This window comes from Gluconacetobacter azotocaptans (genome assembly GCF_014174355.1).
Classification (GTDB): domain Bacteria; phylum Pseudomonadota; class Alphaproteobacteria; order Acetobacterales; family Acetobacteraceae; genus Gluconacetobacter; species Gluconacetobacter azotocaptans.
The window spans coordinates 1-21,897 of the sequence record NZ_JABEQF010000005.1 but is presented as its reverse complement, the minus strand read 5'-3'; the positions used below and the strand labels follow the sequence as shown (position 1 = coordinate 21,897).

20 protein-coding genes are annotated in these 21,897 nt (G+C 69.0%); 15 read left to right on the top strand and 5 right to left on the bottom strand.

The window, feature by feature from the left end; genetic code table 11:
* Positions 1-65 precede the first annotated feature (65 nt).
* The 5 genes from HLH34_RS07725 to der all read left to right on the top strand — a co-directional run bounded on the left by HLH34_RS07725 (position 66) and on the right by der (position 5,568).
* Positions 66-1,385, top strand: coding sequence for a dihydroorotase (locus HLH34_RS07725; protein WP_183119043.1), 1,320 nt, complete (start codon positions 66-68; stop codon positions 1,383-1,385).
* Between the two features lie 111 nt (positions 1,386-1,496).
* Positions 1,497-1,874 carry a hypothetical protein gene (locus tag HLH34_RS07720; RefSeq protein ID WP_183119042.1) on the top strand — a complete coding sequence of 126 codons (378 nt, stop codon included), beginning with the start codon at positions 1,497-1,499 and terminating at the stop codon, positions 1,872-1,874.
* Positions 1,875-1,979: 105 nt separating this feature from the next.
* Positions 1,980-2,675: a tetratricopeptide repeat protein gene (locus HLH34_RS07715; RefSeq protein ID WP_183119041.1), complete on the top strand. Its 696-nt coding sequence runs from the start codon at positions 1,980-1,982 to the stop codon at positions 2,673-2,675.
* Positions 2,676-2,704: 29 nt separating this feature from the next.
* Positions 2,705-4,075: a PQQ-binding-like beta-propeller repeat protein gene (locus HLH34_RS07710; protein WP_183119040.1), complete on the top strand. Its 1,371-nt coding sequence runs from the start codon at positions 2,705-2,707 to the stop codon at positions 4,073-4,075.
* An 80-nt stretch (positions 4,076-4,155) separates the two neighbouring features.
* A complete protein-coding gene (der, locus tag HLH34_RS07705) occupies positions 4,156-5,568 on the top strand; it encodes a ribosome biogenesis GTPase Der (RefSeq protein WP_183119039.1) in 1,413 nt (470 codons plus the stop codon).
* Positions 5,569-5,691: 123 nt separating this feature from the next.
* Here the strand turns inward: der and HLH34_RS07700 are convergent, their stop codons facing one another.
* Positions 5,692-7,035, bottom strand: a complete 1,344-nt coding sequence (locus HLH34_RS07700) for a GntT/GntP/DsdX family permease (RefSeq protein ID WP_183119038.1) — start codon at positions 7,033-7,035, stop codon at positions 5,692-5,694.
* Positions 7,036-7,274: 239 nt separating this feature from the next.
* On the opposite strand from HLH34_RS07700, the gene HLH34_RS07695 reads away from it, so the two are divergent.
* The 4 genes from HLH34_RS07695 to HLH34_RS07680 all read left to right on the top strand — a co-directional run bounded on the left by HLH34_RS07695 (position 7,275) and on the right by HLH34_RS07680 (position 11,675).
* On the top strand, positions 7,275-8,687 hold the full coding sequence (locus tag HLH34_RS07695) for a sugar porter family MFS transporter (RefSeq protein WP_183119037.1): 1,413 nt from the start codon (positions 7,275-7,277) through the stop codon (positions 8,685-8,687).
* A 29-nt stretch (positions 8,688-8,716) separates the two neighbouring features.
* Complete coding sequence (locus HLH34_RS07690; protein ID WP_183119036.1) at positions 8,717-9,463, top strand: dienelactone hydrolase family protein; 747 nt, start codon at positions 8,717-8,719, stop codon at positions 9,461-9,463.
* Positions 9,464-9,468: 5 nt separating this feature from the next.
* Positions 9,469-10,848 carry an MFS transporter gene (locus HLH34_RS07685; RefSeq protein WP_183119035.1) on the top strand — a complete coding sequence of 460 codons (1,380 nt, stop codon included), beginning with the start codon at positions 9,469-9,471 and terminating at the stop codon, positions 10,846-10,848.
* 272 nt (positions 10,849-11,120) lie between these two features.
* On the top strand, positions 11,121-11,675 hold the full coding sequence (locus HLH34_RS07680; RefSeq protein WP_183119034.1) for a hypothetical protein: 555 nt from the start codon (positions 11,121-11,123) through the stop codon (positions 11,673-11,675).
* Between the two features lie 4 nt (positions 11,676-11,679).
* Here HLH34_RS07680 and HLH34_RS07675 read toward each other — a convergent pair whose 3' ends face one another.
* Both HLH34_RS07675 and ubiA read right to left on the bottom strand, forming a co-directional pair.
* Positions 11,680-12,342: a class I SAM-dependent methyltransferase gene (locus HLH34_RS07675; RefSeq protein ID WP_183119033.1), complete on the bottom strand. Its 663-nt coding sequence runs from the start codon at positions 12,340-12,342 to the stop codon at positions 11,680-11,682.
* On the bottom strand, positions 12,339-13,256 hold the full coding sequence (gene ubiA / locus HLH34_RS07670; RefSeq protein WP_183119032.1) for a 4-hydroxybenzoate octaprenyltransferase: 918 nt from the start codon (positions 13,254-13,256) through the stop codon (positions 12,339-12,341). Before ubiA ends, HLH34_RS07675 begins: the two co-directional genes overlap by 4 nt.
* 149 nt (positions 13,257-13,405) lie before the next feature.
* Between ubiA and HLH34_RS07665 the strand changes: the two genes are divergently transcribed.
* The 3 genes from HLH34_RS07665 (at position 13,406) to mbfA (ending at position 16,917) form a co-directional block, all read left to right on the top strand.
* Positions 13,406-14,188 (top strand): 16S rRNA (uracil(1498)-N(3))-methyltransferase, encoded by a 783-nt coding sequence (locus tag HLH34_RS07665; RefSeq protein ID WP_183119031.1) that lies wholly within the window; start codon positions 13,406-13,408, stop codon positions 14,186-14,188.
* An 85-nt stretch (positions 14,189-14,273) separates the two neighbouring features.
* Positions 14,274-15,686: a glutamate--cysteine ligase gene (locus HLH34_RS07660; RefSeq protein WP_183119030.1), complete on the top strand. Its 1,413-nt coding sequence runs from the start codon at positions 14,274-14,276 to the stop codon at positions 15,684-15,686.
* Between the two features lie 271 nt (positions 15,687-15,957).
* Positions 15,958-16,917 (top strand): iron exporter MbfA, encoded by a 960-nt coding sequence (mbfA, locus tag HLH34_RS07655; protein WP_183119029.1) that lies wholly within the window; start codon positions 15,958-15,960, stop codon positions 16,915-16,917.
* An 85-nt stretch (positions 16,918-17,002) separates the two neighbouring features.
* Here mbfA and pdxR read toward each other — a convergent pair whose 3' ends face one another.
* Complete coding sequence (gene pdxR, locus HLH34_RS07650; protein ID WP_264784285.1) at positions 17,003-18,451, bottom strand: MocR-like pyridoxine biosynthesis transcription factor PdxR; 1,449 nt, start codon at positions 18,449-18,451, stop codon at positions 17,003-17,005.
* 113 nt (positions 18,452-18,564) lie between these two features.
* Between pdxR and HLH34_RS07645 the strand changes: the two genes are divergently transcribed.
* Together HLH34_RS07645 and HLH34_RS07640 are read left to right on the top strand one after the other, a co-directional pair.
* Entirely contained in the window at positions 18,565-19,248 is a 684-nt protein-coding gene (locus tag HLH34_RS07645) for a pyridoxamine 5'-phosphate oxidase family protein (protein WP_183119028.1), read from the top strand.
* A 121-nt stretch (positions 19,249-19,369) separates the two neighbouring features.
* On the top strand, positions 19,370-20,044 hold the full coding sequence (locus tag HLH34_RS07640; RefSeq protein ID WP_183119027.1) for a LolA family protein: 675 nt from the start codon (positions 19,370-19,372) through the stop codon (positions 20,042-20,044).
* On the opposite strand, the gene rsmI is transcribed toward HLH34_RS07640, so the two are convergent.
* Complete coding sequence (gene rsmI, locus HLH34_RS07635) at positions 20,038-21,060, bottom strand: 16S rRNA (cytidine(1402)-2'-O)-methyltransferase (protein ID WP_183119026.1); 1,023 nt, start codon at positions 21,058-21,060, stop codon at positions 20,038-20,040. The genes HLH34_RS07640 and rsmI overlap by 7 nt on opposite strands.
* Positions 21,061-21,107: 47 nt before the next feature.
* On the opposite strand from rsmI, the gene HLH34_RS07630 reads away from it, so the two are divergent.
* Positions 21,108-21,897: ABC transporter substrate-binding protein (locus HLH34_RS07630; protein ID WP_342354503.1), on the top strand; the 790-nt coding region annotated here is incomplete at its 3' end.

Sequence of the window (21,897 nt, the reverse complement as noted above, 5' to 3'; positions counted from 1 at the left end):
TCGGGCCTTGCCGTCGGCCTGCCTGTGGGAGTACGTCGCTGGGAACGACAGGCTGCGAGGGATCGATGCATTACGACCTGATTATCCGCAACGGCACCTGCGTCCTGCCATGGGGCGAAGTCCGGACCGACATCGGCGTCCGGGACGGCCGCGTCGCCAGCCTGACCGCCGGTATCGCCGACGATGCGGACGAGATCGTGGACGCGGCGGGCCTGCATGTGCTGCCGGGCCTGATCGACCCGCACGTGCATCTGCGCGATCCGGGCGACGCCAGCGTCGAAAGCATTCCGACCGGCACCCGTGCTGCGGCGCTGGGCGGGGTGACGACGGTGTTCGACATGCCCAACACCGCGCCCGCCATCACCGACGCCGAGATGCTGCGCTGGAAGCAGGAATACGCGTCGCGCGAAAGCTGGGTCGATTTTGCGATGTATGTGGGCGCCACGCGGGCGAACACACCGCACCTGGGCGAGTACGAACGCTTTGACGGCGTCTGCGCGATCAAGGTCTTCGCCGGTTCGTCGACCGGCGACCTGATGATCGAGGATGACGAGGGCATTCGCCGCGTCCTGGAGCACGGCCACCGCCGCGTCGCCTTCCATTCCGAGGACGAATACCGCCTGCAGGCGCGCAAGGCGATGTTCACCCCGGGCATGCCGTATGACATGCACCGTGTCTGGCGGGACGAGGAATGCGCTTTCCTGGGCACCCGGCGGATCGTGGCGCTGGCCCGGCGGACCGGCCGGCCGATCCATATCCTGCATACCTCGACGGCCGAGGAATTAGCGTATTTGCCCGATTGCCGCGACGTCGCGACGGTCGAGGTGCTGGTCAACCACCTGACGCAGGTGGCGCCGGAGTGTTACGAGGCGCTGGGCGCGCTTGCGATCATGAACCCGCCGATCCGCGACCGCCGCCATTACGAGGCGAGCTGGGAGGCTGTGCGCAACGGCACGGTGGACACCATCGGCTCCGATCACGCGCCGCATTCGCTGGAGGCCAAGGCCCGGCCGTGGCCCGCCACCCCGGCGGGCCTGACCGGCGTGCAGACGTTGGTCCCGGTCATGCTGGACCATGTCAATGCCGGCCGGCTGTCGCTGGGCCGGATGGTGGACCTGATGGCCGCGGGGCCGGCGCGGGTCTATGGCCTGCAGGCCAAGGGGCGGATCGCGATGGGGTACGACGCCGATTTCACCCTGGTGGACATGAAGGCGCGGCGGCGGATCACCAACGACTGGATCGCGACGCCGGCGGGCTGGACGCCGTTCGACGGCATGGCGGTCACGGGCTGGCCGATGGCGACGATCGTGCGGGGCCATGCGGTGATGCGCGAGGATACGATCCTGGGCATGCCGTCGGGCCGACTGGCCCGCTTTGCACCTTGATGAGCCGACTGGCCCGCTTTGCGCCCTGATTTCGTCATGTTCGGCCTGTAGGTGTGCAAGGTTGGTCATATCGTCCCGCCCATGACGCGGGATCAGGAAGGAAGACGTCCCTTGCGTGCATGTGTATCGGGCCTGTTTGTCGCCTGTGCGTTGTCCTTGTGCGTGACGGGGGCGGCCCGGGCGGCCGGGGCGGCGTGGTCCGCCCCCGCCTGCGGGCGGGAGCCCGTGGCGCCGCCGGTCGATTCGTCGACCGTCGCGCGCTACAACGCCAGCATCGACAGCGTGACGGCGTACGAAAAGGCGGCCCGCACCTATAACGGCTGCGTCGCGGCCGCCGCCAGCCGCGAGGAAAGCGCGATCAGCGCCGAGGCCCGCACCCGCATCGCGCATGTCCATGAGGCCAGCGTGGCGGTGCATCAGCGCATCGCCGACAATTTCTCCCGCCTGACGGCGCAGTTGAAGGCCGGGGCCGCGCGCTACAGCCATTGATGGATCACGCGGGTTTGTTGCCCGCGTGCGCCGACGCGGCTATGGTCCCGCCTTGGACGGACGGGCGGCGGCCCGTGCGCGACGTATGCGGGGAACGGTTTGGACGTGGCTGACGACATCTTCAGGGAAGTCGACGAGGATTTGCGCGCGGAGCGGCTGCGTGCGCTGGCGCGGCGATACGTGGTGGCGGCCGTGGCCGTGGTGGCGGTGATCTGCGCGGGTGTCGGCGGCTGGCAATACCAGGCGTGGCGGGCGCGACAGGCTGATCGGGCGTGGGCGGCGACCTATTTCGCGGCCCTGCACGCCGCCGACAGCAGCAATATCACGCCGGGCGAGACGGCGCCCCTGACCCCGCAGCAGAAGGACGCGCTGACGCGCCTGGCGACGCTGGACCAGAGTTCGGCCCCCGCGGGGCTGCGGACGATGGCGCGGCTGGAACGGGCGTCGCTGCTGGCGTCCAGCGGCGACGCCAAGGCGGCGCTGGGCCTGTGGGACCAGGTGCAGGCCGATGACGGCGCCGATCCGCTGCTGCGCGGGCTGGCCGGCCTGTTGTGGGTCCAGCACCAGATCGACGACGGCGACCCTGCCACCCTGCGTTCCCGCCTGGCCACGCTGGACGGCACGGGCAAGCCGTGGCGCGCCCTGGCGATCGAATGCGAGGCGCTGCTGGATTTGCGCCAGGGCCATGATGCCGACGCGCGCCGCCGGCTTGCCCAGCTCAGTGCCTCGCCCGATGCGCCCGACGGGCTGCGCAGTCGCGCCGGCGGCCTGCTGCAGACATTGAATGGCGCCGGCCTGTAAGGCCCCAACCCGTGAAGAGCAGGATAGACATGAACAAAGTTCTGACCCGCCGGCATGCGCTGCTCGGGGCCGCGACGCTGCCGATGCTGGCCGGATGCAGCCTGTTCGAGGATGACGAGAAGAAGCTTCTGGCCGGCAAGCGCGTCAACGTGCTGAGCACCGGCGCGGGGCTGATGGTCGATCCCGAGGATCATGCCCCCATTTCCATTCCGCCCGCGACCGCCATCACCGAATGGGCGCAGCCCGGACGCGTGCCCAGCCACGAGGGCATCAACATGGCGTGGGGCGGGGCGATGCGGCGCGAGTGGTCGCACAGCATCGGCGCGGGCATTTCCGACCCCGATTTCCTTGCGTTCGCGGCGCTGGGTTCGAACGGGCGGGGCGTGTTGCAGGCAACGCCGATCGTCAGCGACGGGCGGATCTTCGTCGGTGACGCCCAAGGGGTAATCCGGGCCTTCTCGTGGCCGGGGATGCGCCGGCTGTGGCAATTCATACCCAAGCCGAAGAAGATGAAGTCCAGCAATCTGGGCGGCGGCTTCAGCGTCGCGGGCGATACGCTCTATATCGTCGATGGCGTGGCGCAGACCCTGGCCGTGGATGTTGCGACCGGCCGTGTGAAATGGCGCATCGACACTGGCACCCCCGGCCGCTCGGCGCCCACCATCGTCGAGGGGCGGCTGTTCTTCGGCACCATCGACGAACGGCTGTTCGCGGTGGAGGCGGCGACCGGCAAGACATTGTGGACGTACACCGCCACGCCGGCCGACACCGTCATCTTCGGCCAGCCCGCGCCGGCCGTGGTGGATGGCGTGGTGGTGGCCGGTTTCGGGTCGGGCGACCTTGTTGCGCTGCGCGCCGAAAGCGGCGAGGTGGTCTGGAGCGACACGCTGGGCAGCACGAACGGCCAGGAATCCACCGTCGATTTTTCCTGTGTGCGGGGCATGCCGGTGATCGTCGACGGCACCGTCTATGCGGTCAGCGCCGGGGCGATCCTGGTGGCGATGGATCTGCGGTCCGGGCGGCGCCTGTGGGAACGGGCGGTCGCCGGGCAGAATACGCTGCTGGTGGTCGATACCTGGCTGTTTGTCCTGTCGCTGGACCAGCAACTGGCCTGCATTGACCGGTTGAGCGGGCATGTGCGCTGGATCACCCAGCTTCGCCGCTTCCGCCGGGTGGACGCCCAGAAGGACGCGGTGACGTGGACCGGGCCGATCCTGGCGGACGGCAAGCTGGTCTGCGTCAGCACCCTGCCCGAGAACGGGTTCGCGACGATCGACCCGATCAAGGGCGAGATCCTGTCGATCGGCAAGCTGCCGGGTGTTGCGACGGTGGCGCCGATCGTGGTCGATGGCCGCATGTTGATCGTGACCGATGACGGTCAAATGATAGCATATAGCTAGCGACTGCTTTAAAGGGGGCGCCCGATCAGCTTCATCCCGTCGTGCGCCCTTTCGCAGTTTATCAAGGATTCAGTCCCAAATTGGCCAAGCTTCCCCCCGTTCTGACCGGAGGCGCGCTGCCGGTGGTCGTCATCGCCGGACGTCCCAATGTCGGCAAATCGACGCTGTTCAACCGCCTTGTCGGGCGACGGCAGGCGCTGGTGGCCGACACGCCCGGCGTCACCCGTGACCGCAAGGAGGCCGAAGCCCAGTTGCGCGGCCGTACCGTACGCCTGGTCGACACGGCGGGGCTGGAGGAAGCGGCGCCGGACACGTTGTATGGCCGGATGCGCGCATCGTCGGAATCGGCGGTGGCGCAGGCCGATCTGGTCCTGTTCTGCATCGACGCACGCGCCGGCATCACCCCGGCTGATTCGCATTTCGCGGTCTGGCTGCGCCGTCAGGGGCGGCCGGTGCTGTTGATCGCCAATAAATCGGAAGGGCGGCAGGGCGCCGCCGCGGCGATGGAGGCCTATGCGCTGGGCCTGGGCACCCCGCTGGCGATCTCGGCCGAGCATGGCGAGGGCCTGTCCGACCTGATGGGCGAAATCGCGGACCGTCTGCCGCCCGAGGTTCGGGAAGCTCCGTCCGAACATGAGATTATCGGCACAGAAGGGGAAGAGGACGAACGTCCGGCCGGCCCGCTGCGCCTGGCCATTGTCGGCCGGCCGAACGCCGGAAAATCGACCTTGCTGAACCGCCTGCTGGGCGAGGAGCGGATGATCACCGGGCCGGAACCCGGCCTGACCCGCGATTCCGTCACCGTCATGCTGCATGACGACCAGGGACCGATCCAGCTGGTCGATACCGCAGGCCTGCGCCGCAAGGCGCGGATCGACGATGCCTCGCTGGAGAAAATGTCGGTGTCCGCCTCGATCGAGGCGCTGAAGATGGCGGAAGTCGTCGTGCTGGCGCTGGACGCGACGCTGGGCGTGCACGAACAGGATTTGCAGATTGCCCGCCTGATCGAGCGCGAGGGGCGGTGTTGCGTGCTGGCCCTGAACAAATGGGACGCGGTCGAGGACCGGATTGCGACGCGGCAGGCGATTTCCGACCGGATCGAGACGTCGCTGGCGCAGATGCGCGGCATTCCCGTCGTTTCGTTCTCGGCCCTGACCGGGGCGGGAGTGCAGAAGCTGCTGCCGGTGGTGCGCCGCGCCCATGACGTGTGGAACCGGCGCGTGCCGACCGGCGCGCTGAACCGCTGGTTCGAGACGATGCTGGAACGGCACAGCCCGCCGCTGGTGGGCGGACGGCGGCTGAAGCTGCGCTACATGACGCAGGCCAAGGCCCGGCCGCCGACCTTCATCCTGTTCGGCACCCGCGCCGAACTGCTGCCCGAGGATTACCAGCGTTACCTGGTGAATGGCCTGCGCGAGACGTTCGACCTGCCGGGGACGCCCATTCGCCTGCTGCTGCGCGGCACGCGCAACCCCTTCGCCGAGAAAGAATGACTCTGGGGCGGCCCGCTTCAGGGCGCTGCCCCGCAACCTGCCAAAGGGCAGCGCCCTTTGGAAACCCGGTCGTTTTTGTCCATGTCTCCGTGTCCGGGCCGCCACGCCCGGACACGGCGCGCGTCAATGGATGAAGATCGAGAGCAGCAGGCAGAATGCCAGACCCAGCACCGCGATCAGGGTTTCGATCACCGACCAGGTCTTGATGGTCTGCCCCACGGTAAGGCCCAGATATTCCTTGATCTGCCAGAAGCCGGCATCGTTCATCGGGCCCAGCGCGACCGAACCCGCGCCCGTCACCAGCACCATCAGTTCCGGCGATGTGCCGTGGCTTTGCAGCAGGATGGGGCCGACGATGCCCGAGGCCGTGCTCATCGCCACTGTGGCCGATCCGGCGGCGACGCGCACCACCACCGCCAGCAGCCAGGCCAGTACCAGCAGCGGCACATGCGCCCCCAGCGCCAGGTCGGTGATCGCCTTGGACACGCCGCTGTCGACCAGTTCGCGGCCGAACCCGCCGCCCGCGCCGACCAGCAGCATGATCAGCGCTGTCGGCCCCAGGCATTCGGTGGTGTAGCGCAGGATCGTCTCGCGCGAGAAGCCGCGCGCCAGGCCCAGCACGTAGAAGGACATGATCGTCGCCAGCAGCAGCGCGATATCGGTGTTTCCGATGAAATGCAGGGTCGTGTTCAATGTGCCGCCGGGGCTCGATACCAGGTCGGCCACCGAACCGATCAGCATCAGGATCACCGGCGACAGGATCGTCAGCACGGTGGTGCTGAAGGGCGGCATGCTGGTGGGGACGTCCTTGTTCGAAAATTGTTCGGCCAGGCCGGCGGTGCCTTCCAGATGCACGTGCGGGGTGATGAATTTCGCATAGATCGGGCCGGCCAGGGCCGCGATGGGCGTGCCGATGATGACCCCCCAGAAGATCGTCCGGCCGGTATCGGCATGATAGGCCGACAGCGCCAGCAGCGTGGCGGGATGCGGCGGGATCATCGCGTGGGTGACCGACAGGGCGGCGCCCATCGGCAGGGCCAGCAGCAGCATCGGCGTTGAGGTCCGGCGCGCCAGCGTGAAGACCAGCGGGATCAGCAGGACGAACCCGACCTCGAAGAACACCGGCAGGCCGATCAGCAGTCCGATGACCATCATGGCCCAGCTGATCCGGCCCTTGCCCGCCAGGCGGGTGATCGTCAGCGCGATCTGGTCCGCACCGCCGGATTCGGCCAGCATCTTGCCCAGCATGGTGCCCAGCGCGATCACGGTGGCGATGTGGCCCAGCACATGCCCGGCCCCGGCCTCGAAGGATGCGACGGCCTTCTGGGGCGGCATGCCGGCGCCCAGTGCCAGCAACAGGGACACGGTGAACAGGACGATGAAGGGATTGAGCTTGTAGCGCCCGATCAGAAGCACGACGGCCACGATGGACGCCGTCGCGAGAGAAACGGCAAAGAGTGAGGACATGGAACCACAGTCTGCAGAAATGTGAACGCGTATCACTGCGGCGGGAAAATCGGTTGTCAATGTCTTGATTGTCACATCCGCGCCATGCGGAATGGTTTCCGACCCGCCCTGTTTTTTCCGTTCGGCCCGCCCGGCGGGGCAGGATGCGTCTGGTCAGGCGGTGGAATTTCGTTTCATAAGGACCGCTGGTGTCCGTGGTTCCGGTGCCACAAAAGAAATCATGGGGAGGAACCCGTCACATGTCACCAGACCAGCTATCGGCACAGGCGGCGCCAGGTATCGGCGGATCGCCGGGGGCGGCACGGGCCGTCGTCGTCGGACTGCTCGCGGCCATGGCGGGGCTGATGTTCGGGCTGGATACGGGCGTCATCGCGGGCGCGCTGGGCTTTATCGGCGACGAATTCCATGCCTCGGCCCGCATGCAGGAATGGATCGTCTCGTCCATGATGGCCGCCGCCGCGCTGGGGTCGGTGGGCGCGGGGCGGATCTCGTTCCGCTTCGGCCGGCGCCGGGCGCTGCTGGGGGCGTCGCTGCTGTTCCTGGCCGGGGCGCTGGTCTGCGCGCTGGCGCATTCCATCACCATGCTGATCGCAGGCCGCATCATGCTGGGGCTTGCGGTAGGCATCGCGGCCTTCGCGGCCCCGCTCTATATTTCCGAAGTGACGTTGGAGGCAGTGCGCGGGGCGATGGTCTCGTTCTACCAGCTGATGGTCACGCTGGGTATTTTCCTGGCCTACATGACCGACAGCCTGCTGTCCTACGGGGGGCACTGGCGCTGGATGCTGGGCCTGATGGCGGTTCCGGCCGCGTTGTTCTGCGCCGGCTGCCTGTTCCTGCCCGACAGCCCGCGATGGCTGATGATGCGCGGCGAGCGAAGTCGCGCCAGCCAGGTGATGCGCTACCTGCGCGCCGACCCGGCCGAAGCGGACGCTGAAATCCGCGACATCGCCCAGGAACTGCGCAAGCCGGGCGGCGATGGCTTCGCCCTGTTCCGCACGGATGCGAATTTCCGCCGCTCGGTGCTGCTGGGTGTGGTGTTGCAGGTCATGCAGCAGCTGACGGGCATCAACGTGCTGATGTATTACGCGCCCAAGATTTTCCAGGCGGCGCAGTTCGGGGTGTCGGCGGCGACGTGGGCGACGGCGCTGATCGGTCTGATCAACATGGCGGCGACGGGCTTCGCCATCGTGTTCATCGACCGGTGGGGTCGCCGTCCGCTGCTGATCCTCAGTTGCGCGATCATGACGTTCGCCATGCTGGCGGCCGGCGGGCTGGTCGCGGTCGGGGGCGACTCCACGTCCCACGAGATGGGGATGGTGGGTGCGCTGCTGCTGTTTGTCGCGGGCTTCGCGATCGGCGCCGGGCCGCTGGTGTGGACGCTGTGTTCGGAAATCCAGCCCCTGCGCGGCCGCGATTTCGGCATTGCCTGTTCCACCTTCACCAACTGGGCCGCCAACTGGCTGATCAGCAACGTGTTCCTGTCGGTCCTGGCAACGTTGGGCGAGGCCAGGACGTTCTGGGTATTCGCCGCGATGAACGGCCTGTTCATCGTGATTACCCTTGCCTACGTTCCCGAGACGCGCGGTGTCTCCCTGGAGGAGATCGAAAGCCGCCTGATGGCCGGGCGCCGGCTGCGCGACCTGGGCCGCTGATCCCGGCGCGGGAAAAGGAGACTGAATCCATGATCATCCGCAGCGACGAGACCGCCGACATCCCCACGCCGGGCGGACCGATGCGGATGCACCTGCTGCGCCCGGCGGCGGAGGGGCGCTTTGCCGGCGTGGTCCTGTTTTCCGAGATCTATCAGGTCACCGCGCCGATCCGCCGCCTGGCCGCGATGGTGGCCGGGATGGGTCATGTGGTCGCGGTGCCCGAGGTATACCATGAATACGAACCCGCGGGCACCGTCCTGGCCTACGATCAGGCCGGAACCGACCGGGGGAATGAACTGAAATATGCCAAGCCGGTCGCCGCCTATGACGACGACGCACGCGCGGCGGTGGCGTGGCTGGCGTCCCATCCGGCCTGCACCGGGCGGATCGCGACGATGGGGGTGTGCCTGGGCGGGCATCTGGCCTTCCGCGCCGCGATGAACCCGGCGGTGTCGGCGGCGGCGTGCTTCTATGCCACCGACATCCATTCGGCTACGCTGGGGCAGGGACGCCACGACGATTCCCTGGATCGCATGGGCGATATACCCGGCGAGGTGATGATGGTCTGGGGCCGGCAGGACCCGCATGTTCCCTTCGCCGGCCGCCAGGCGATCCGCGCCGCGCTGGAACAGGCCGGCGTCCGCTACGAATGGCACGAGGTCAACGCCCAGCACGCCTTCCTGCGCGACGAGGGGCCGCGCTACGACCCGGCGCTGTTCCTGCAGGCGATGGGCTGGACGACCTCCCTGTTCGGCCGCACCCTGCAGGCGGGCTGAGCGGCATGGCGGCGCGGGTTCTGGTCGAGGGCGAAGGGCTGCATGGCGGGGCGCGGGCGATGGCGATGTTCGCCGTGGCCCTGTCCGTCCTGCTGTCGGTGCTGGATTACGCCATCGCCAACGTCGCACTGCCGACGATCGCGCGCGACATCCATGCGACCCCGTCGGCGTCCATCTGGGTCATCAACGCCTATCAGCTGGCCAGTGTCTCCACCCTGTTGCCGCTGGCGTCGCTGGGGGCGCGGGTGGGGTTCGCGCGGATGTGCCGCATCGGGCTGGCGACCTTCGTCGTGGCGTCAGTGCTGTGCGCGGTCTCGCACACGCTGCTGGAACTGGCGCTGGCGCGCGCATTGCAGGGCATGGGCGGCGCCTGCATCATGAGCGTCAATATCGCGCTGCTCCGCTTCATCTATCCGCATGCCGAGATCGGCAAGGGGATCTCGCTGAACGGGGTCGTCGTCGCCACCGGCGTGGCGCTGGGGCCGACCATCGCCTCGGCCGTGCTGTCGGTCGCGACCTGGCCGTGGATCTTCCTGATCAACCTGCCGCTGGGCGGGGCGGCGATGCTGGCCGCGCTGTTCTACCTTCCGCATACGCCGCGCAGCGAACGCGCGTTCGACCTGACCAGCGCGGTGCTGAATGTCGTGGCCTTCGGGGGGGTGATCATCGGGCTGGACAGCCTTGTCCACCGGACCGGGCCGGCGCTGGCGGTCTGGCTGCTGCTGGCCGGGGCCGGGGCCTTCGTGCAACTGGCCCGCCGCCAGGCCGGACGGCCCGACCCGATGCTGCCGATCGACCTGCTGGCGGTGCCGGACTTCCTGGTCGCGTTCGGGGTGGGGTTCGGGGCGTTCATCGCTTCCAACTTCTTCATTATCTCGATGCCCTTCACGCTTGAGGCGGTGCTGCATCGCTCGGCGGTCGCGACCGGGCTGCTGATCACGCCCTGGCCGGTCGGGATCGTACTGATCGCGCCCTTCGTGGGCAGGGTGGCGGACCGGATTCCGGCGGGGGTGCTGTCGTCGATCGGGCTGTGCGTGACCGGGACGGGGTTCGTCCTGCTGTGCTTTCTGACGCCGGACGCCAGCAACCTGGACATTGCCTGGCGGATCGGCATCGCCGGGATGGGGTTCGGAATCTTCCAGCCGCCCAACAACCGCGCGATGATGGTGTCCGCCCCGCGCGGCCGATCGGGCAGCGCCAGCGGCATGGTGTCGGTGGCGCGGCTGTCCGGCCAGACCATGGGGGCGATGTTCGTCGCGCTGACCTTCGGTTTCGTGGTCCATGACCCCACGCTGCGCTGCCTGGAACTGGCGGCCGCCTTCGCCTATCTGTCCGCGCTGCTCAGCGCCGGCCGGTTGCTGAAGCCGCGCGTCCCCGTATCGTGAGCGAAATATAATAATCCGATTTGACGCAGATCATATGCTGCGGGTCTCGGCTGGGCCGTTTTCCGAGCCAGGTCCGGCAGGCCGCCGAGCGGCCGTCTCCGGCCGCCGGGCAGGTGCGTTACGCAGGTTTTAGTAACGAAAACCTGATGGTGGGCTATCTTGTCCTGGTGAAGGGGCCGATCCGGCGGGACGGATCCAGCACGGGGGCGATGCGCCGCCCGGCGATCCTGCCCTGACTGGTCAGGCGACAGGATGTCGTTGTGGATGGCCGGGTGTCCCATGCAATCGCCGAGGGCGTGATCATGCGAAACGATGCCGTACTGTCCGTCAAGGAACGGAAGACAAAGCGGGCTACGATGGGTCGGGCCGGTGGGGTGCTGGGGGCCTGCGTTCTGGCGGCGGGGCTTTCGGGCTGCGTCGGGCCGACCGGCCCGGTGTATGGGCAATGGTCGGGATACCAGCCGGACGGCGCCACCGGGTACGAGCGCAATGTGCAGCTCGTCCTCGACGGCAAGCCCGACGCGCGTGGGGGCATATACCATCTGCGGGCGATGCAGATGAATCCGATGGCGCAGCTTCAGGGGGCGCCCGGCGGGTATGTCGACAATCGCTGGGTGCTCAGCACCGTGACCGTCAACCGCCGGACGTTGAACCGCATCCATCTTCTGGGCATGCCCGCCACGCAGTACGCGACCTACGACATGCTGCCCGACCGCACGCTGGTGCCCGATATAGGCGGCGAGAGCCTGGAGGCTTCGGAACGTGCGGCGATGGCCTATCGGCTGAGTGTCCGGCCCCGCGACAGCTACGCTTACGGGCGGATCTGACCCGTTACGGCGCGGGCCGGACGCGATAGAGCGTCGTCCGGCGCACCACCCGGTCCTCCAGTTCCATGGTGGTGGGGATGTCCCGGATGACGAGGGGGGCCAGCCCGTCGCGCGGCAGGTAGGCGCGGCCGGGGTCGGCGATCCAGACCTCCGCCGTGCGGGCACAGCACCGCAGCCAGGGCAGGATGTGCTGCGTCATCGGGCTTTCGTAACAGACATCCCCGCACAGGATCAGATCCCAGCAGGGGGCCGTACCCACCAGGTCGGCCCCTGTGGCGGTGATGTCCACGCCATTGACGTCGGCGTTCAGCGCGATGGCCGTCACGGCCAGTGGATCGATTTCCGCCGCCTCGACCGATGCCGCGCCGGCCTGTGCGCAGGCGATGGCCGCGATGCCGCACCCCGCCGCGAAATCGAGGACCCGCCGCCCCGCGACCCGTTCCGGATTGTCCAGGATGTGGCGGGCCAGCAACTGCCCGCCCGGCCAGGCGAAGGCCCAGAAGGGCGGTTCGATGCCGTTCTGTGCCAGCCAGTTCTCGCTTGCCTGCCAGACCGGTGTGATCTCGGTGGCCAGGTGCAGCGCGATTTCCGGCACCAGCGGGACATGGGCCAGGGCCGTATGCGCGGTGACGAAGGCCCGCGCCTCCGCCGGCGTGTGTGGGCTCATCGGCCGAACAGCCCGGCCAGCAGCGCCAGCGCGACGGCCAGCCCGGTCTCGCGGTTGAAGCGGAACAGGCCCAGGCACCCCCGGGGATCGGCGATGTCCAGCCGTGCGACCTGCCAGGCCATTGCCGCCGCCGGCAGCAGCATCGCCGGCCAGAATCCAGGCCCCATTCCCCCCAGACCTCCCGCCGCCAGCAACGCGGCCAGCGACAGGGCGTAGCACGCGCCGACGAAGCCGTGCGCCTGCCCGGCCCAGAGGCGGGATGTCGATTTGACCCCGATCCGTGCGTCGTCCTCCATGTCCTGGAAGCCGTAGATCGTATCGAAGCCGAGCTGCCACAGGATGGTGGCGGCATAGAGCGCCACCCAGGCGGCGTCGATCCGGCCGGCGGCGGCGGCGTAGCCCAGCGGCGCGCCGAAGCCGAAGGTGAACCCCATGACCAGTTGCGGCCACCACGTCACCCGCTTGGCCAGCGGATACAGCGCGACCAGCAGCAGCGACGACGCGCCCAGCAGGCGCGACAGCGGATTAAGGCACAGCAGGATCGCCAGCCCGATCGTCAGCAGGATCAGCAGGAAGACCGCGGCCTGGCGCATCCGCAGCGCGCCCGAGGCCAGCGGCCGCCCCGCCGTCCGGGCTACGCGCCGGTCGATGTCACGGTCCCACATGTCGTTCACCACGCATCCCGCCGCCCGCATCACCAGGCTGCCGACGCCGAACAGCACGATCAGCCGGATGCGCCCGCGCGGGTCGATGCCGTTCGCCAGCAGGATGCCCCACACCCCGGGCAGGAACAGAAGCCAGGTGCCGATCGGCCGGTCCAGCCGTGCCAGCAGCGCGTAGGGACGGAGCGCCGGCGGCAGCCGGCCGATCCACCCTTCGGCACGGATGTCGGTGTGAGGCAGGGAACCACTCAACGTCTATGTCTCCGGCCGGGAACGTCCGGCCATGATGACGCCGGATCGCAAGGCTGCTAAGGCCCGGGTGTGATGGGCCGGATGGCGCGTCACGGTCAAGGGGGATCGGCTGCCGCCGGACGGCGGTGCGTGCAGGAGTTTCGATTGGCATGAAGGATTGTCCCCGCCTGTTCGCGGCCCCCGCGACGCAGCCGCCGATGCACGACGACGCGGTTGTGGAACTGACGCCCGGGCACGCCCATTACCTTGGCACGGTCCTGCGGATGGGGGCGGGGGACGAGGTCGCGCTGTTCAACGCGCGTGACGGCGAATGGCGCGCCGGGATCGAGGCGATCCGCCGCGATCGCGGGCAGGTGCGCGTGCGGCGCCAGACCCGGCCGGCGGAACCCGTTGTCGGCCCGGTGCTGCTGTTCGCGCCGTTGAAGCGCGATGCGACCGACCTGGTCATCCGCATGGGAACCGAATTGGGGGTCAGACGCTTCCTGCCCGTCCTGACCGAGCGGACCAACACCCACAGGGTGAACGGCGCGCGCCTTGCCGGCATTGCCGTCGAGGCCGCCGAGCAATGCGAACGCCTGGATGTGCCGGAGGTCGACGACCCGCTGCCCCTGGTCGATCGCCTGGCGGCGTGGCCGAAGGGGCGACGCCTGTTCGTCGCCGCTGAGCGGCCCGCGCAACGGGACGGGACGGCGGAAATCGAGGCTGGCTGCAACGAGGGGGGCGGCATCGATGGGGCCTGTGACGGCGATGGGCTGCTGGTCGGGCCGGAGGGCGGATTTTCCGCCGCCGAGGTGGCTCTGTTGCGTTCGCGGCCGTTTGTTACGATGATATCGCTGGGTCCGCGCATCCTGCGCGCGGACACGGCCGTGGCCTGTGGCCTGTCCCTGATGGGGGCTGGTTTCCGTCGCGCGTCTGGTGCAGGGTCGCGCTGACCGGCTATCCGGTCGTGGCGCGGCCAGTATTCGTCCGGTCGGCCGATCGGTTACTTTTCTGTCTCTGAGGACTATTCCGAAACCCATGTCGAATCCCGGCGAGCAAGACATCACCCCCATCGAATCGGTGAGCCAACTGGCCGCCCTGCTGGCGGAGGGGGGCAAGCCGAGCGATCGCTGGCGGATCGGGACCGAGCATGAGAAATTCGGCTTTGTCCGCCCCGAAGCCGCAGGCGCGGATCGCCCGGCCTGGATGCCACCCGCCTACAGCCCCGACGGGATCGCCGAGATCCTGGCCGACCTGCATCGCCAGGGCGACGGCGGGGAATGGGAGGGGATCTATGACAAGGGGAACCTGATCGGGCTGAAGGGCATCGGGCCGGAGCGGGGCAGTTCGGTGTCGCTGGAACCGGCCGGCCAGTTCGAACTGTCGGGTGCGCCGCTGGCCAACCTGCACGACACGGCGCACGAGATGGCCCGGCATTTCGAGGCGATCCGCCCGATTTCCCGGTCGCTGGGCATCGGCTTCGCGCCGCTGGGCTTCCATCCGACGGCGAGCCGGGCGGACATGCCCTGGATGCCCAAGAGCCGGTACGCCATCATGCGGGCCTACATGCCCAAGGTCGGGTTGCTCGGCCTGGATATGATGCAGCGGACCTGCACCGTACAGGTCAATCTGGATTTCGCGTCCGAGGCCGACATGCTCCGCAAACTGCGGGTGTCCCTGGCGTTGCAGCCGGTGGCGACGGCGCTGTTCGCCAATTCCCCGTTCTACGAAGGCCGGCCCAACGGCTTCCAATCCAATCGCGCGCAGGTCTGGACCGATACCGACAATGCGCGCTCGGGCATGCCGGCCGCTTTCTTCCGCCCGGATTTCGGGTTTGAGCCGTATGTCGAATGGCTGCTGGACGTGCCGATGTATTTCATCGTGCGCGACGGTGTTATTCTGGACGTGGCGGGCCGGTCGCTCCGGGCCTGGATGAACGGCGAGCGGCAGGATGGGCTGGAGGGTCTGACGCCGACGGTGGGCGATTTCGAGGACCATCTGACCACCGCCTTCACCGACGTCCGCCTGAAGCGCTTCCTGGAGATGCGCGGCGCCGACGCCGGATCGCCGGAGATGATGATGGCGCAGTCGGCCCTGTGGGTCGGGCTGCTGTATGACGAGGCCGCCCTGACCGCCGCCGACGCGTTGGTGCGGGAACAGCCGTGGGAGGCGTATGCCGACCTGCGCGCCGCCGTGCCCCGCCTGGGGCTGGACGCCCCGTGGGCAGGGGGCAGCGCGCGTGACCTGGCCCGCCGCATGGTCGATATCGCAGCGCAGGGCCTGCGCGCGCGCGCCCTGACCGACGCGGCCGAACGGGACGAACGCCATTTCCTGGACCCGCTGCACGAGATCGCGGCCGGCGGCCCGACACAGGCCGAGCGGTGGCTGGAGCGCTATCACGGACGTTGGAACGGCGACGTGAACCGGATCTTCGCCGAAGCGGCGATCTGAGGGGCTGGTTTTTAAACCGGTCGCTGGAGGGGCCGTCCGGCACGTATTTTCCGTGCCACGCCCCCCGGTGCGTTCGCGTCCCGGGCCGCATTTCGCGCCGGAAGACGGGATGACGGTTTCTGGCGTTTTCATCATTCCCTGATTGTATCTGAAGATTGTCGCGATCGTGCGGTGTGTCGGGGGGTTCGTTTTTCTACTGTTGATAACGCGAACAATTCTCACGATATCGAAATGTCTTGAGTCGTTGGGGTGATTTCGGCATACAGACGCCATGCGGAAATTCACGACCCTGAGCGATCAGGACATCCTCGCGCTCGCGATTTCGAACGAGGAGGAGGACGGGCGCATCTATGCCGATTTCGCGTATGTCCTTCGTGAAAATTATCCCGATACCGCCCACATCTTCACCGACATGGCGGAAGAGGAAGACGAGCACAGGCGCACCCTGATCGACCTCTATGTCCGGCGGTTCGGCAGCCATATTCCGCTGGTCCGGCGGCAGGACATCGCCGGCTTCATGGTGCGCCGCCCTGCCTGGCAGGTGCAACGGCAGGGGATCGACGCCGTGCGCCGTCACGCCCGGCAGATGGAAATGGATGCGGCGCGGTTCTATCGCCAGGCGGCGCTGCGTACCACCGATGCGGCGACGCGCAAATTGCTGGGCGATCTGGCGGTGGCCGAGGACCGGCACGAACAGGCCGCGGGCGTCATCGAACTCAAGCGCCTGCCGGCCAGCAAGCGCGAGGATGAGGATGAAGGCGCGCGCCGCCGTTTCATCCTGCAGGTGATCCAGCCCGGCCTGGTCGGGTTGATGGACGGATCGGTCTCGACCCTGGCCCCGGTCTTCGCCGCCGCCTTCGCGACGCATCAGCCGTGGCAGGCTTTCCTGGTCGGGATCGCCGCATCGGTCGGCGCGGGAATTTCCATGGGCTTCGCCGAGGCCCTGTCGGATGACGGCAAGCTGTCCGGCCGGGGTGCGCCGCTGCTGCGCGGGCTGGTCTGCGGGCTGATGACCACGGCGGGCGGAATCGGCCATACCATCCCGTTCCTGATCGGCAATTTTTCGGTCGCCATGCTGATCGCCATGCTGGTGGTGGTGGTGGAGTTGTTCGTGATCTCGTGGGTGCGATGGCGCTACCAGGAGACGCCGTTCGGGTCGGCGATCGTGCAGATCGTCGTCGGCGGCGCGCTGGTCTTCGCCGCCGGCATCCTGATCGGATCGGCGGGGTAGAGCGCCCGGCCTGCGTTGTCGGGTTCCTGCATCCCATCCGATTTTAAAAGTCTCGGGTTTCCAAAGGGCTATGCCCTTTGGTGGGTCAAGGGCAACGCCCTTGCCTTACCGCCGCGCGTATCTGCCGTGCCGCGTGGTCGGCGTCGTCCGCCGTCGCGCGTGCGATGCCCAGCAGCAGTCCCGGGCGCGCGGGGCCCAGATGGAATTCCGACAGGGGGCGCATCGCCAGCCCGCGCGTGGCCAGGACGCGGGCAACGGCGCGGTCGTCCAGCGTCGGGTCGTTGAACCATGCAGCAAGCTGAAGGCCGCCTTCGCCGGCGCCCGGGCTCAGGATGTCGCCGCAATGCCCGCGCAGGGCCGCGACGGTGGCCGCCATCCGTTCGGCATACAGGGCGCCCATCCGGCGCACATGCGCCCGCAGGTGCCCGTCATTCAGGAAATCCGCCAGCGCGAGCTGGACATGGGTCGGGACCAATGCGCCGCGCATCCGCAGTGCGTCGGCGACCCGTGGCGCCAGCCAAGCCGGCAGGATGGCGTAGGCGACATGCAGCCCCGGCGCCAGGGTTTTTGAAAATGTGCCCAGATAGGCCACGGATTCCGTCCGGTCGATGCCCTGCAAGGCGGCGATGGGGCGCGATCCGTACTGGAATTCGCTGTCGTAATCATCCTCCAGGATCACTGCCCCGCTGGCCTGCGCCGCGCCCAGCACCGCCAGCCGGCGTTGCAATGTCATGGTGGCGCCGGTCGGATAGTGATGCGACGGCGTCACGGAAATCAGGCGCGGTGAGGGGCCGGCCGCCCGGGCGACGTCCATGCCGTGCGCGTCGCACGCGACCGCCACCAGCCGCGCGCCCGCCGCGCGCAGCAGGGCATGGGACGCGGGATAGCCCGGATCCTCGACCCAGGCGACGTCGCCGCCCGGCTGGCCGGGGTGCAGGACGACGCGGGCGATCACGTCGATGGCCGTGCGGGTCGACGGCACGATGACGACCCGGTCCGCCGTTGCGACGACGCCGCGCGTGGCCGCGACGTGGGAGAGAATGGCGGCGCGCAGTTCGGCCGCCCCGGCCGCGGGGCCGTAGCCCAGATCGACCATCCGGCCCGACCGTGCCCGCGCGCCCAGGCAACGCGCCCATGCGGCATGGGGAAAGGATGTCAGGTCCGGCAGGCCGGGCTGGAACGCACCCGGTGCCGCGTTGCTCGGCATGGAAGGCCGCACCTGCGGGGGAATTTCGGCCCCGGACGCGCGCCCGTGCGGCGGCGGGGACGGCAGGGCGGCGATGCGTGTGGCCGACCCGCCGCGGGCCTCGAGGAAACCTTCGGCGCGCAATCGTTCGTAGGCCTGCACGACGGTCGACCGCGCGACGCCCAGCGCCACGGCCAGCGCCCGGCTGGACGGCAGGCGGTCGCCCGCCGCGAACTGGCCGCCCAGAATGCGGTCGCGGATCGTGCGATGGATCTGCGCCTCCAGCGCGCCGGCCGGCCGGTCCAGCACCAGCCAGGCGGCGGGCGGGCGCATCGTGTCGCGTGCCACGAGAACGGGGTCCTTTCGTCTGAAACTGGTCTGGTCGAAATCGTTCAGGCGGTCGTTACCGGCAGACCGTTTTACATGGCAGCGTGACGACGCAACAGGCAGGAACCCCCACGATGTCCGACCCCGCTTCCCCGCAGCCGGATCTTTATCCCGTCACCGAACGCAACCGGGTCCGCCGGGCGCACGAGCGGGGCAGCTACGCCCATGCCGATGTCCATGCCGTCCTGGACGCGACCCCGGTGTGCCATGTGGGCTATGTCATCGACGGTGCGCCCTATGTGACGCCGACCCTGCATTGGCGGGTGGGAAACCGCGTCTACTGGCACGGGTCGGCGGCCAGCCGCTTCCTGCGCGCGGCCGAGGGCACGCGGGTCTGCCTGACCTGCACGCTGATGGATGGCTATGTCATGGCGCGGTCGGCCTTCAGCCATTCGGTCAATTACCGCTCGGCCATGGCCTTCGGCACCGCGCGGCTGCTGGAGGGCGGCGAGGCGGTTGCCGGCGCCCTGCGCGACATGGTCGAGGATTTTTTCCCCGGCCGGTGGGACACGCTGCGTCCGATGACGGCGCAGGAACTGAAGGCGACCGCCGTGCTGTGGATGGACATCGAGGAGGCCAGCGCCAAGACGCGCAGCGGCCCGCCGGGCGACGCCGCCGAGGCCGAGGTGCCGGTCTGGGCGGGGGTGCTGCCGATGCGCACGGTGCTGGACGCGCCGCAGGGGGCGCCGGAACTGCCGCCGGGGATCGACCTGCCGCCGGGACTGGCGGCGCTGGTGGCTTCGGGCAGGCTGCGCTGAAACGGGGCGGGAATCGTTCCGGGGGATGCGGGGTCCGGAACGCCTTGATCTTGCCGGAATGATCGGGCAACGAAGACAGGCTGGCCCCTTGCCGGCGCTCGCCTCTGCCCGATCGGATCCCATGACGCGACCCTCTCGTCTTTCAGAACGATTTCTGTTGCCCGCGCGGCTGGCGGCCTGCCTGCTGGCCGGGGGCGTGGTAATGGCCTGTCCCGCATCCATGCCCGAGGCCCGGGCGCAGACGGCGGCGGCGCTGTCCCTGGCGCCGGCCGATCGGGGCTGGGTGCAGAGGGTTCAGGCCTATCTGAACGGCATCACGACGCTGGAGGCCCAGTTCCAGCAACTGGCCCCCGACGGGAAGCGGACGACGGGTACGGCGTGGCTCAGCCGGCCGGGGCGGATGCGCTTCGAATACGACAAGCCTAGCCCGCTGCTGCTGGTGGCCAACCACGGCCAGGTCGTCTTCAACGACAGCCAGCTTGGCCAGACCACGACGATACCGCTGGACAAGACGCCGTTGGGGTTGCTGCTGCGGCCCGATCTGCAACTCTCGGGTGATGTGACCGTTACCGGTTTCACGCACGCCAACGGGCTGGTGCAGGTCACGCTGGCGCGGACCGCGTCGCCAGGGGACGGGAGCCTGACACTGGTGTTTCATGACAATCCGCTGGCCCTGCGTTCCTGGAGCGTCGTCGATGCCCAGGGGCAGGAAACCCGTGTCGATCTGTTCAATGTCCGTCTGGGCGGGGGGCCGCAGCCCGACAGCCTGTTCGATACGGATATCGGCGATCAGTAACGGTGCGGATCCCCGGGTTGCCCTTCCTCGCGGGCCAGTTCCAGGGCGCGGGCATAGACCGTGCGCTTGGGCAGGTTGACCGCCCCGGCCACCAGCGCCGCCGCATCCTTGACCGACAATGTGGCCAGGGCCGCGCGCAGGCGGGTATCGAGGTCGTCCGCCCCGCGATCGTCGGCGCCGGGCGGCCCCAGCAGCACCGTGATTTCGCCCCGCGCGCGCGTCTGGTCGTACCAGGCCGCCAGCGTGCCGACCGGGCCGCGCCGCACCTCCTCGAACCGTTTGGTCAATTCCCGCGCTACGGCGGCGGGACGGTCGGCGCCGAAGATGTCGGCCAGGTCGGCCAGCATCGCCGCCAGCCGATGCGGGGCCTCGTGCCAGATCAGGGTGGCGGACAGGCCGGCCTGCTCGGCGGCGCGCAGAGTAATCAGGCTCTCGCGCCGCGCGGCTTCGCGCGGGGGAAGAAAGCCCGAGAACAGGAACGGATGCGGCGGCAGGCCCGACAGGGTCAGCGCGGTTACGGCGGCATTGGGGCCCGGCACGGCGGTGACGGGAATGTTCGCCGCGATGGCCGCCCGCACCAGCCGGAAACCTGGATCGGACAGCAGGGGCGTGCCGGCGTCGGACACGATGGCGATGCGCCGCCCGTGTTCCAGCATGTCGATCAGCGCCGGAATCCGCTGCTGTTCGTTATGGTCGTGCAGGGGCTCGGTCCGGGCCGAGATGGCGCGCGACGCCAGCAGCCGGGCGGTCACGCGCGTGTCCTCGCACAGGACCAGATCCGCGGCCGAAAGGGTGGCGACGGCCCGGTCGCTCAGGTCCCCCAGGTTGCCGATCGGCGTGGACACCAGGGACAGGCCGCCGCCGGCAAGGGGGGGCGCGTCCGCGGACTCGTCGGCCTCGACATCGTCGGGGGCATGACGGTCGTGTCCCGCGTCGCTATGGGAAGAGGGCATCGCGGACGGGTCTCCGTCCGGCATGGAGCGGAAAGGCAGGGACGAGGAAGATGAATCGGACATGTGGACTCCGGTCGCAGAAACGCGGGGCAGATGCAACCGTTCGCGGCGTGTCCGGCAAGGCCGGCCTGCTGATGGCGGCTTCGCTGGCGGGGCTTGCGGCCTGTGCCGGTCCGTCGCCGCCGGCACCTGTGACCGGTGCGCCGGCCGCCCCGCCCGTCGGCGCGCCGGTGCCGCCCGGGCGTACAGTGGGCGTACTGCTGCCGCTGGGCGGCCCGAATGCCCGCCTGGGACAGGAAATGCTGGCGGCCACGCGCCTGGCGCTGGACAACCCCGCAGCGCCGCCGCTGGATGTGCGCGACACGGCGGCGCCGGGCGGGGCAGGGGCCGCCGCGCAGGCGGCGGTGGCGGCCGGTGACGGTGTGATATTGGGGCCGCTGACCGCCGGCGACACCGCCCAGGCGGCCACGGTGGCGGCGTCGGCCGCGGTGCCGCTGCTGGCCTATACCAGCGATGTCTCGCTGGGGCGGCCGGGTGTGTGGGTGATGGGGATCGCGCCGGAACAGCAGGTGGCGCGCCTGGTTGCCGCCGCCCGCGCCGAGGGACGGCAGCATTTCGCGGCGTTCCTGCCGGACAATGCGCTGGGCCGGGCGATGGGCACGGCCCTGACGCAGGTCTGCGCGGCCCAGGGACTGCCGACGCCCGAGGTCATCTATCACACGGCCAGCCAGGCCAGTATCACGCAGGGGCTGAAGACCCTGTCGGATTATGACAGCCGGCTTGCCGCCGCCCCGAGCGCCGCGCAAGCGGCAGCGCCGCCCGATGCGGCGGCGGTCGATCCGCTTGCGGCCGCGGTGCCGCCCGTGCCGGCCTCGCCCGCCGGTACGGCGGCCCCGGCCG